This is a genomic window from Bartonella sp. AC130YNZD, assembly GCF_042196865.1.
Classification (GTDB): Bacteria; Pseudomonadota; Alphaproteobacteria; order Rhizobiales; family Rhizobiaceae; genus Bartonella.
On sequence record NZ_JBHIQZ010000033.1, the window covers coordinates 1 to 11199 of the forward strand.

The 11199-nt window shown below is 38.2% G+C and carries 9 protein-coding genes and 1 tRNA gene; 9 read left to right on the forward strand and 1 reads right to left on the reverse strand.

The annotated features are described in order from the left end of the window. Positions 1-542: 542 nt before the first annotated feature. The 9 genes from ACFINU_RS08365 (at position 543) to ACFINU_RS08405 (ending at position 10147) form a co-directional block, all read left to right on the forward strand. Positions 543-692, forward strand: a complete 150-nt coding sequence (locus ACFINU_RS08365) for a hypothetical protein (RefSeq protein ID WP_375639779.1) — start codon at positions 543-545, stop codon at positions 690-692. Between the two features lie 65 nt (positions 693-757). After that, positions 758-1948, forward strand: coding sequence for a hypothetical protein (locus ACFINU_RS08370; RefSeq protein ID WP_375667549.1), 1191 nt, complete (start codon positions 758-760; stop codon positions 1946-1948). Continuing rightward, positions 1945-3138 (forward strand): MFS transporter, encoded by a 1194-nt coding sequence (locus tag ACFINU_RS08375; protein WP_375667551.1) that lies wholly within the window; start codon positions 1945-1947, stop codon positions 3136-3138. The genes ACFINU_RS08370 and ACFINU_RS08375 overlap by 4 nt, the downstream gene beginning before the upstream one ends. Positions 3139-3347: 209 nt before the next feature. After that, the gene (locus ACFINU_RS08380) at positions 3348-4022 is read left to right on the forward strand and encodes a hypothetical protein (protein WP_375618738.1); all 675 of its coding nucleotides are present in this window, start codon (positions 3348-3350) and stop codon (positions 4020-4022) included. A 10-nt stretch (positions 4023-4032) separates the two neighbouring features. After that, the gene (locus ACFINU_RS08385; protein WP_375618739.1) at positions 4033-5271 is read left to right on the forward strand and encodes a DUF2087 domain-containing protein; all 1239 of its coding nucleotides are present in this window, start codon (positions 4033-4035) and stop codon (positions 5269-5271) included. Between the two features lie 191 nt (positions 5272-5462). Continuing rightward, positions 5463-6698 (forward strand): aminotransferase class I/II-fold pyridoxal phosphate-dependent enzyme, encoded by a 1236-nt coding sequence (locus ACFINU_RS08390; RefSeq protein WP_375667554.1) that lies wholly within the window; start codon positions 5463-5465, stop codon positions 6696-6698. A 263-nt stretch (positions 6699-6961) separates the two neighbouring features. Further along, a complete protein-coding gene (locus tag ACFINU_RS08395; RefSeq protein ID WP_375667556.1) occupies positions 6962-7927 on the forward strand; it encodes a RimK family alpha-L-glutamate ligase in 966 nt (321 codons plus the stop codon). Beyond that, positions 7914-9092, forward strand: coding sequence for an MFS transporter (locus ACFINU_RS08400; protein ID WP_375667558.1), 1179 nt, complete (start codon positions 7914-7916; stop codon positions 9090-9092). The genes ACFINU_RS08395 and ACFINU_RS08400 overlap by 14 nt, the downstream gene beginning before the upstream one ends. Further along, a complete protein-coding gene (locus tag ACFINU_RS08405) occupies positions 9080-10147 on the forward strand; it encodes a hypothetical protein (RefSeq protein WP_375618744.1) in 1068 nt (355 codons plus the stop codon). Before ACFINU_RS08400 ends, ACFINU_RS08405 begins: the two co-directional genes overlap by 13 nt. 975 nt (positions 10148-11122) lie before the next feature. Here the strand turns inward: ACFINU_RS08405 and ACFINU_RS08410 are convergent. Continuing rightward, a tRNA-Met gene (locus ACFINU_RS08410) sits at positions 11123-11199 on the reverse strand.

Sequence of the window (11199 nt, forward strand, 5' to 3'; positions counted from 1 at the left end):
ACACTTTCATGCTTTAAAAACTTATAGCTCAAAAAGTATAAAACCAATAAAAAGCTGCACGCATAGTGCAGCTTTTTATTACACCTGCGTGAAAAGCTTTTTGTATAAATGGCAACTTACGACCTTACAATATTCAGACAAAGCTTTTTAAAATTCAAACTTGAAAGCAAAATACACAAATGATGAGAGAATATTGTGCTCATCTTCCTTAAAAATCAAAAATCCTCGAAGAAAAAAATCTATCTTTTTATAAGAACGTAGAGAGCTCTTCATTATATGCAGTGTATCCCTTCAAAGAAGAAGCAAAAAAAATCATGCATCTCTTTGTTGTTAAGAAAAAAGCGAATATCATCCTCCTGTGATATTGCTAAAAAATCTCTCAAAACAACAATGATATAACCTCAAAAAATAAGAAATATTTTAAATAAACATAGCATTTGACAAGAAAATAAATCCATGCTACGCGTTAAAATGTGGTAGTTTTTCATTTAAATTATCATGTATTTTTATCAATTATAAGGGGAGTATAAGGGGAGGAATATATGAATATTTCACTTAATAAAGTAAAAGATGTTATTGAGTTAGCTGCTGAAGAGATTGAGCCAGTAAGGGGAGGGAGTAAATACGCTCAGCGCAGCGATATTCAAGTATATCAAGATGAACTTGATATGAATGGTTCTCTCGAAGTTTAAGAATGTATTGTTAATACAGATCTGCTTATCCATCAAACTTTAAAAAATTAAGCATATTTAAGTGCATGTTTGAATTATTTTCAGAGGACTTTGCTCAAAAAGTTTGGGCTAAGCAAGCAGCTGAATTGTCAATTTCACACATCCCTTTCACTGAAAGGGATGTGTTGGACGCTCTAAGGCAATACGCTCTACATCCTTGTAAACTCTCAGCGTCTAATCCTAAATCCGAAGTCATAACAGTGGTTAATGGCGTGCGGAGCCCACATCCTCTTCCAAACTTTCTTGTTTTAGAGACGGATAGGACTATAAAAGAGTATACTGCCCGCGTTGATCAATATGCCGAAGGGCAAGAATGGGCAGTCATGTATTATGGGTTATACGCTGCAACCCCTGCACTATGGGATGCAGCAAAAAAGTTTGCAGATCAATTAGCACATTCTTTAGGTTTTAGACCCGGTGGACGCGTGGATATTGACTGCTTCATCGGCCGATATTCTTCTACCTATGTTGGAGTCCATGTGGATCACGCCCATAATTTTGGTTTTACTCTACAGGATGGCAAAACAATGTTTGCTTGGCCTGGCACACGAAGAGACCTCCAAGGGCTAAAATATCCTGAATATGAGCAACATAAAACAACAGCAATTGCGCTGCAAAATCGGACAGACCGCGTTGCCTATTTTCCTCATGATGCCTTCCATGTTGCCGAAACGGGAGAAAAGATTGCTGTAAATATCAATGTCGCTTTTTGGGAAACAGCACATGATGCACAACACCATAGAGATTATGTCAAGCATTTACTCCATCTTGATGATCGAACGCGACATGATATCCGCACATCAGGAAGAGCAAATTTAAACCCTGATAATGCTTTTCAGCACTCCGCACTAAACTCTGCCATCACACATGGTACCTTAAAACGCCATATGCTTGTTTCTCAATTAATTTGCGATACAAGTTCACGTTTATGTGTCAAGCGCCCCCTTATTGACGTTTCCGAAATTGAAAGTGAAATCACTCTGCGCCCACTCGCGACCCTCCAATGGGTGCCCTTACTAGAAACAAAAGAACTCCTCATCGCTGCAAATGGGCATTGTGCCAATTTCGAGTATAGCTCTCATTTAGAGAGCTTCCTTTCCCAACTTTCATTAGAAAAAAAATTAGATCTAGCAAAATTAAATGATAAATCCTACAGATATGCGCAGGAAGAAATTTTAAAAACCGTAAAAGCTTTAGCATCTTGGGGAGCATTGTGACAAAGAAAAAATCCATAATTTTCGCCCAAATAGGACTTTTCCTTGTTTTGGGCTTAAGCAGCTTTGCCGATGAAACGGCTCAAGTCACTTTTGCTTTACACTTAGCAGAAAGTACAGCCTCCATTTCAATGCTGCTTTTTGCAGGGCTTATAGGAGGAATTTGTGCAGGTCCCATTGCCCCGCGTCTTTTGCACCGCTTCCAGCCAGCGCACACAGTGACTGTTGTTTTATTGTTTGAAGCACTCTTCATAGCTACAGCCGCAATCGCCAACCAGTTTTGGTTTTATATTGCTCTTTCTTTCGCACTGGGTTGTGCAGGTTCACTGTTTTGGTCTGCTATCCTCGTTGCCGTACCTGACTTCGCAAAAAATGATCAGCAATTAGACCGTATCAACCGCATTATCCAAACAGTCCGTAATCTTGGCTATATTGCTGGACCACTGTTAGGAGGCATGTTGTATGGTTTATCAAACGGGCAAAAAGGGCTCTTTGCACTATCCATCATGGTTCTCTGTGCCGCCTTAATCACCACTTGCTGTTTTAAAAGTTTAAAAATGCATGTGCCAACAACAAGCACAACACAGCCAACCAAAAAGGGCCTAGATTTAAAAGGGCTCTTGCGTAAAAAAAAGGTTGTCTCTGCTCTTGCCCCCCTCATCATTACCATCATCCTCACCTCCACCCTCAATGTATTGTCGATTGTCCGCATCCGCACCGAGCTATCCTTCAGTGCACAAACTTATGGAATGATCAGCAGCATGATCAGTCTTGGCCTTGTGGTTGGTCCACTCTGTTTCTCTAGCCTTTTCCACCGCCTTGGCAATGCCGCTGGAGCATCACTGGCTGCTGCAACCATTGGTTTGGCCATTTTCTGTTTTTCCTTAACACCACTTATATGGCTCATGATGCTGTCATTTTTTATCCTTGGGAGTGCCAACGGTGTACAAAATGCACTCATGGCAAGTTTTATGATGAAAGCCATTCAGAAAGAACAGCGAAACAGTCAAATGCCCGCCTATATCTTTATCATACAAACAGCCGTGTGCATTGGTTTTATCAGTGCAGGTTTTGTAAAAGTGCATCACACCCAATACACACTCCTTATCATCGGCATTGCCACCATGATCACAGGCATATTAGGTTTTATCGTCAACAGCGCTCTGCAAAAAAAGGAATGGGAGAATGCCTAGCAAACTTTGCCATCTTTTCTCTCGAAAAAAACCATGCCCAAAAATGGCATAAAAATCATCACCTAATCAAATTATTGTATCTCCCATGCAACCCCATACCAAGCAATGTGATTTTGATAAACCATTCTCGTGTGGAGGAACAAACAACCCCAGCAAACAACCATTGCCAAAACTTGATATTTCAAAGCAGAAGAAACCGGTTTAACATCATGCAACAAGACCCTATAGGCTTAAACTTTTACAATAGAACAGGTGGTTATGTATGGCAACTGGCAGACTATATGCTACATGACTTGAATGAAAGCATCCACACACTTGAATTGCAAAAACCAACACCACCTATAGCCATCAATTCTTTCGCTGTCTACCCACGTGAACTCAATCCTTTATCACGCGTTCAATGGGCAAAGGACGTACAGATAACGAGAAACAAACCAGCACTCATTGGCAAACGGCAAATACAACCCATCACCATTGTTTCTACAAAAGGAGCAACATTTGGCGGATTCGACTTTCCCATATTTGAAGCACTTCGTGAAGGCTGCCTTGTCCAATCCTTAAAAGAAATCAAACTCAATGGTACTCTTCTTGCCTCTGGAAGTCTTTTGATATCACTGCTACGACACGGTCTCATCGAAACAGATCAAAAAGCCTTTTCAGAAAATGATGCAACAGCTCTTTTACGAGAGACAACATGTCGTATCATCGATTCTCCTCTTGGCACTCTTGCCATTAATCAACTTAATGGGCGCACAATCCGGCTTCATGAAAAAACAAAACATCTCTTGAAGCAAGCCACCACACCAATGCATCTTCAACACCCTATAGAAGATTCAATAAAATTTTTTGTAAAAGCAGGAATGCTACGATTGCTCACATTATAAGGATAAAAAGATGCAGCTGATAAGACCTGGCATGGGAACAGAAAATAGTGCTCAACTTATCCATGCGCTTATTCAAATGGCAAGACCGCACACAGTCATTGAAATCGGTGCTGGTGATAGTACGCGCTTTATCGCAAAAGCACTTCAAAAAGCGAAATTATCATGGCAACAAGATAAAAAACTTTTAGAATCTTCCACCTGGGAAGAGCGTACAGCTTTGCTTGATCCTTCAGGAATTCCTGAAAATTACGAACCACGGCTTATCACCATTGATGATTTTTCAGCAGAAGGCCAATCAGCCGAAGAAGCATGGCAAAAACTGCTTCAAGACGGTATTGAAAAAGACATGGTAACATTTATCCATGAGAATTTCTTCTCTCTCGATGATGAAACGCTCAAATCTTGGGGACCAATAGATTTTGCTTGGCTTGATGCTGGTACTCCCGCAGATGATGTGCGATTTGTTACCACAGTTTGGGAACACATCACCGCGGGTGGTTATCTTTGTCTACATGAACCAACCATAACAACAACAATTGCTCTCAATGGCGAACAACGGGTTCGACGCGTCAGAACTCCTTTGTGGGAAGAAATTCTCTACCGGCTTGATGATTCCTATGAGGCTTTAACACTCCCCGAAAACCACAAATATCGCCAAGGTGGTCTGGGGATTATTCGCAAACGCACCTCTGCCGAACAAATTGTACGCGCACAATCGCTACAAGCAGAACTCATAGAAATCAATGAACTGCCCATTCGCAATGATCTTTTGCCCATGGGGAAAGAAACCCTTCACAAACGCAATACCCGCAATTCACTGATCTCTGCCATGACGTCACCGACACTGCGTACTGTTTATGCCGCCATTATCCTTGGTGCAAAAAATCTTACTGATATCCTCAAACATGTCGATTCAGATGCCAAAAACATTCACAAATCCATCAATCGCCTTTTGAATCTCGGACTTATTCACAACACAACAGAAGGATTTCAAGCCGAAGAGACAGTGTGGAAAATGCTAGAAAATAAACATGAGCGGAATAGGGAAAATTTAAGCGACCGCCATTTAGAAACAGAAGAGATGCTATCAAAAATTGGTGAAGCCTTTCAGAAGGAAAAAATCTATAGCGAAACGGAAGTTTCCAAGATATGCAACCTCTTTACGATAGACTTTGCCCGATTACGACGCACTCTTGTTGAGAGAGGTTTTTTACAACGCCATGGAGGAAAATATCAACGCATGCGCTAAAAGAGAATTGAAAAATGATTAACGAACTCTATCGTTTTTCTTCTCTATTTCAAGAGAATGAATAACCTCCACTAAAAAATATAATTTCATTAAAAGGTTACAAAATCATTCATCCCATTCATATGTTGACAATCTATGGAGATGAGATTAGTGTGCTCTCTTCGCAAGAGATGCAATGGGGAGGAACAAGAGTGCGGGATGTCAATTGGTTATCAAATAGGATTAGAAATAGTCAAAATCATCAGGAGAAGATATGGAATCAAGGTCTCAATGACCTTACGATTGTTGCACGAACATCAGGGCGCGGTATTGTAGCTAAATCAGGAAAGACTTATATTGATTTTATGTCATGTTCGTATCTAGGGCTAGAACGTCATCCAGCGTTAAGTGATGCTGTAAAGTCTTCCGTAGAGAGATTTGGTGTGCAATATGCAGCTGCACGAACGCGTGCGAAATGTATATTATTTGATGAGCTTGAGTTAAAGCTAAACACCATTTTTCTTGATTCCCACTCTGTCATATTTAATTCCGTAGGTGCAACCCATCTTGCAGTTATGCCCATATTAGGTTCAGGAGAACTTCCAGGATATCCTATAACAGCAAATGGTGTTGTATGGATTATCGATAAAGAAACGCACGCATCAGTGCAAATTTTACGTGGTATACTTGAACAATTTGGAAATTATATAAGAATCCCATTTAAAGATATTGCAACACTAGAGAAAACCCTACAGGAAAATAAATTACAAAATAGAACGCCTGTTTTGATATCTGACTCTCTCGGTTCTATGGGAGGAGCAAATGACGTTAAAAAATTAACCCAATTAGCAAAACTCTACGGTGGATATTATTATGCGGATGATGCACATGGCACCTCAATCATAGGAAAAAACGGCTGTGGTTATACACTTCATTTATTAGAAAAATACGAAGAGAATCTTATTTTAATTTCTTCTTTGTCAAAAGCATTTGGCTCTCATGGTGGTTCAGCATCATTTAGCAACAAAGAAGCTGCATCGTTTATTAAGAAATATGCGCTTAATTATATTTTTAGTGGTCCACCTTCTCTCCCAGGAATAGCAGCTTGCCTTGCTTCTGCAGATATTCATCTTTCACAAGAAATTAACCAACTTCAACGTGAACTGCATAAAAATATTTCTTATTTTGATCAAAGAGTCTCCAACATTGAGGTACAGGAACCGCTAAGTCCCATTAGATCTATCTTTATGGGTGCTGAAGACAAAGCGATAAGTGCCTCATATAATTTAAGAAAGCGCGGTTTTTTGGTTACAGCGGCAATGTATCCAACAGTGGCTAAAAAGAAAAGCATTATTCGCGTAGCGATATCAGCAGCACACACTAAACATGACCTCGAAACATTTGCAGCAAATATGAATGAATTGACAGAGCTTTCCTCTGCTTACTGAGATCATAACAGCTTATAAAAATGCGTCCGCAATATTACAATTAAAGCCTATGGCTTTGAAACCAACACATAGAAAAGATTTCTTCTAAATCATGCAAACGCAACTAAAACCACAAGACCGTTTTAATCAGCTCATGGCTAAAATAATAAAGAAACGCACTCAACACCAATATCAATCGTTAGCGGCTTTATACATTCTCAAAGTCGATGAAATAATTAAAATATTTTCTCTCCATCAAATATCGTCATGAAAAGGATTTAGCAATGGAACTTTATTGGATTGTTGCGCAAGAAGAATATGCCAACGCACAAGATATAGAATATTCCTATTCAGAATATACAGAAGAGTTTAATAAAAGAGGCATAAAATTCCAGTTTTTAAAATTAGAAGACTGCCTTATCAAAGCAAATCATGCAGATGAATTTATTTTTTTATATCAAGGTATTCCACTGAATCCAGATCATTCTGCATATATTTTATCCAAAGCAGATCTAAACCCACAAGCAAGAGCCATCAGTCTCACATTAAGAAATTATTTTAGGATAAGTGGTACACACCTTCTTAACGAATGCATTTATGGCATAGAAAATCTTGAGTGGGATAAGATTGCACAAATGGCATTAGCACGTAAGCTAGGAGCTCCAGTGCTTCCATTCACGATGTGTGGCTATCATAAACAAACAGTACCTACAATCACATCTTTTGTTTCATCAGAATATAAATCTTTCATTTTCAAACCCGTTAGCTCAGGAATGGGATTTGGTGTCATTAAATCAGATGGATTACAACATGCAATGAGTATAGGAAATCTGATTTCAACTTCTTCTTCTGAATATTTTTTAATGCCTTTTGTAAAGGATGCACAGGATGTAAGATTTTTCTTCATATCAGGAAAACTCTGTTTTGTGAAATTTCGCACACCTCAAGGAGACGGTTATATTGGAAATGTTGCACGCGGCGGCAAAAATACGATTCTTACTGAAGCAGCTTTTATAACCGCATATGGCAAGAAAAAATTCTATCCTGAAATGCTCGGTATTTCTAAAAACATCGTAGAAAAAACAAAAAACAATATTCTTGCAGTGGACTGGCTGGTAAATCAAGAAGGATACTATTTCAACGAAATGTGCACAGCAGAAACAGGGCTGACAAAACTTCCTCAAGAGATACAACAAAATGTATTTGATCATTTAACGACACTTCTATGGAAATTCCATGGGCAAAAATAAAATAACTTTTTTCATCTATAGCACAGTTTTTCTTTCTGAATTTTCCTTTTTCTTTGTACTCCCTTTGCTTGGAAACTCTTCTCTCATAACTGCTGCCAATGTCGCTTTTTATCTCGCTGGATCAGTAATCCTTGAAAGCATTCTCATGGTAACCACAACAGGTTTATTAGAAAGATTTTCGCGTAAACTCTTAATGGCTACCGCCTTTATTTTAAGGAGTAGCGCTTTTGTGTGCATTATCCTATCGCTCACACCTTCTGCATGGTTGATCTTTTTTACCTTAATGGCTTTTTCGAAAGCAATTTCAAAGCCATTTTTGAGAGAAATTTTATCAGAACATCTCAATGAAAATGCTCTTAAACGCGCATTAACTCTCTATTCTTTTTTTCAAAATGCTGCTGTCGTTATCGCCCCTCTTGTTGCAACAAGTGCCATAAAATACAACGCATCGACCTTCTTAATGTTTTTTTTTGCACTCATTGGTTTGTATCTTTGTGTTCTATCCATTCAAATTGTTTATCATTACCCACATAAAACATTATCTCTTGAAAAGAATAAAAAAATAAAGAATCCTTTTCTTTCTTCTTTAAAAACAATAATACATAATCGTTCTATTGCTTATTTGCTGGTCACGGCTTTGCTTTGTACATTCCTCATGGGAATTTTCATCACCACCACAACACTTCTCAGTAAATTTGACAGAAATCTCGCCCCTTATAGTGGAATTTTCTTTTCAATTGTTGGCATCAGTATTTGTATCTGGCAAGGAATAATCAATAAACATCTCAGCCTTTCTGATAAATCAACTTTCTACCTATTATGGCTTATGGGAAGTTTCGCTGCATTTTTCCTCATGGGTGGCGTCTTTACCGCTGTGACTGCGTTAATTGCCTACAGTGTCTATGAATCTGTCATGGTTCCAGAAATATACTATCAAGCAGGGAAAACAACTACATCCCTCTCTGCCAGTGTTCTTTTTAGTTATATTCTTGTTATTTCAAATATTGGCCAAGCTGCCGGCTCATGGACAAGTGGATGGATCATCAGCCATTTCAACAATCACATCGCTTTCACCTTTTGCATGATTGTTGGTATCTCCGCCTTTGCTTCTTGCCTTTGCCTCATGCAAACTAAAAAAAATAAGGAACTTCAATGTCACATATAATTTTTGCTACTGGGGGCACAACAAGGGTGCCCAAAACACTTCGCCATAAATGGCTCAATTATGAGTTTGTAACACACTCTGCGGCAAAGAAGCTCGAAACTGTCTTTAAAGATTGCTCTGTAAACGCCGTTGCAAATTGTCTCACAGCTGGAGGATTATGGGGGGGATTTTTATTTGTACATGAAATTTGTAGACTACTCAAAGTAACATATTATCCATTTGCCTCTATGGTTGATCTTGAAACTTTGAGTTCAGCTATCGAAGAATTTTCTATCGATACCATCATATGCCTTCCAAGTTTTGCGGATAAACTTATTACAATATCTCGGAAGCAAAAATTAAAAACTCTAAAAAACCTATTCTATCTTGGAGAAGCCTTTCAAGCTGAATCTGTGTCGAAAATAAAAGACATAATCCTTGAATTAGATATTAAACCTCTTAGCTTTACCACCCAAGAAACTGGTCCAATAGGATTCCAGTGTTCCAAGATTGATGGTGACATTTATCATCTTTATGATCACATTCAAGTAAAGTCAAATCCTGAAAATGATGAATTAATTGTCTCTGTTTTTTATCCTGAAGATGCACCATTACTTGAACACGCCACAGGTGATGTTGTTCATATTGCATATGATCAATCATGCGATTGTGGCTATCATGGCCATACCTTACACCTGAAAGGAAGAACACCAACTTTTTATAATATTATGGGAACTTCAATTTCTGTACACGATTTTACAAATGTCTTAAATCTTCAAGGTTGCACTCTTTTGGCTACAGATATTCAACTCATTATAGTCAATCAATTTGAGAACGGTGTTGGCGTTTTATTGTTTATTGATTCACGTTACGATATTGAAAGAAATGTCCTTTTATCATCCCTCTCATCCTCTTATCTGATAAAAGACATTATCAATAAATCACAATTTTTCCATGTTTGCTTTATGCAGAAATCTCAATTTATTCGCTCCTCAAGCTCTGAAAAAATAAAATCCTTTTTTCAAACGACTGAATATCCTATAGTGCTTGATGGTGATTTAGTAGAAATTAAATAAGATAAGATTATAAACTTCATCGATAAGTTCTTCATTATCACTGGAACCTTATACGTTTTTTTCCTTGCTCTTAGCTCAATAAGCCTTTCCATAAAAGCATTTCGAATAAAATAAAACACGACCTTTAAAGTAATTTGCACAAAAGTATATTTAAGGTAGGGTAAGAAATCATCCGATTTGTAGCTCCTTATACAGAGGATAGGGATATGTGCCCTTCGCATAGACATGTGATTAAGTTCAAGGAAAGGTAAAAGCGTAAAAGAAAGCAGCTCCTCTTTTAGTTTAGCTTCTTCGAGCCTTTTAAGTGCAAAAATTACAGAGCTATAGTTTTAGTTGAACAAACCCTATTGTAAGGGTTAGGCTGTTAGTTGTAAGGTATTATCTCAAGCTATTAGCTATTTAGTGTTCACTTTTTCACAAACGGTGATTCCTCTGAACTTCTTTATTATAAAATTGCTACAAGAATGTTCTGCCGGCTTTTAAGAGACAAAAAATCAGCATGCTATTTTTGTTTTCCAGTATTAAGAAGAGCTTTTAGATTTATCGTTTTAGAGAGAAGAAAGCATTCTCTGCCTATCTCTGCTTCATTAGTAGCATACCCCTTATGAGTCCTATTGCGTTCTTTTAGGGATGAGAAGACATCCGATCCAGCCCCAAAGCCGCTCATAGGTCTTTTTTTGGCATGATTTGTTTTCACGGTGTGTTGAGAGAGAGCTTTTGTTATTTTTTTTTGAACTTTAGAAGAGTAAAGTGAGATGTTTTTTTGATACAGGGTCTCGTTTATCTATGATATTTCATTGATGCCTTTAGAATGTTTGCAATGTAAAGAGACAATAGTATGGATTTTTTTTAATTTTATAAGCTTTTTTAATGAGGCTTATTGAGCATATTATTCTCTGCGTTTGGCATATTTCTGTGAAGAGTAAAGCTACTATTACGGGAAAGCTAGAAGATATTATGGGGGGGAATAAGAAGTGGTTGCGGGGGCAGGATTTGAACCTGCGGCCTTCAGGTTATGAGCCTGACGAGCTACCGGGCTGCTCCACCCCGCG

Bases quoted from the DNA above. Each gene is read 5' to 3' on its own strand.
- ACFINU_RS08365 (WP_375639779.1), top strand. From the start codon at position 543: ATGAATATTTCACTTAATAAAGTAAAAGATGTTATTGAGTTAGCTGCT.
- ACFINU_RS08370 (WP_375667549.1), top strand. From the start codon at position 758: ATGTTTGAATTATTTTCAGAGGACTTTGCTCAAAAAGTTTGGGCTAAG.
- ACFINU_RS08380 (WP_375618738.1), top strand. From the start codon at position 3,348: ATGCAACAAGACCCTATAGGCTTAAACTTTTACAATAGAACAGGTGGT.
- ACFINU_RS08385 (WP_375618739.1), top strand. From the start codon at position 4,033: ATGCAGCTGATAAGACCTGGCATGGGAACAGAAAATAGTGCTCAACTT.
- ACFINU_RS08395 (WP_375667556.1), top strand. From the start codon at position 6,962: ATGGAACTTTATTGGATTGTTGCGCAAGAAGAATATGCCAACGCACAA.
- ACFINU_RS08400 (WP_375667558.1), top strand. From the start codon at position 7,914: ATGGGCAAAAATAAAATAACTTTTTTCATCTATAGCACAGTTTTTCTT.
- ACFINU_RS08405 (WP_375618744.1), top strand. From the start codon at position 9,080: ATGTCACATATAATTTTTGCTACTGGGGGCACAACAAGGGTGCCCAAA.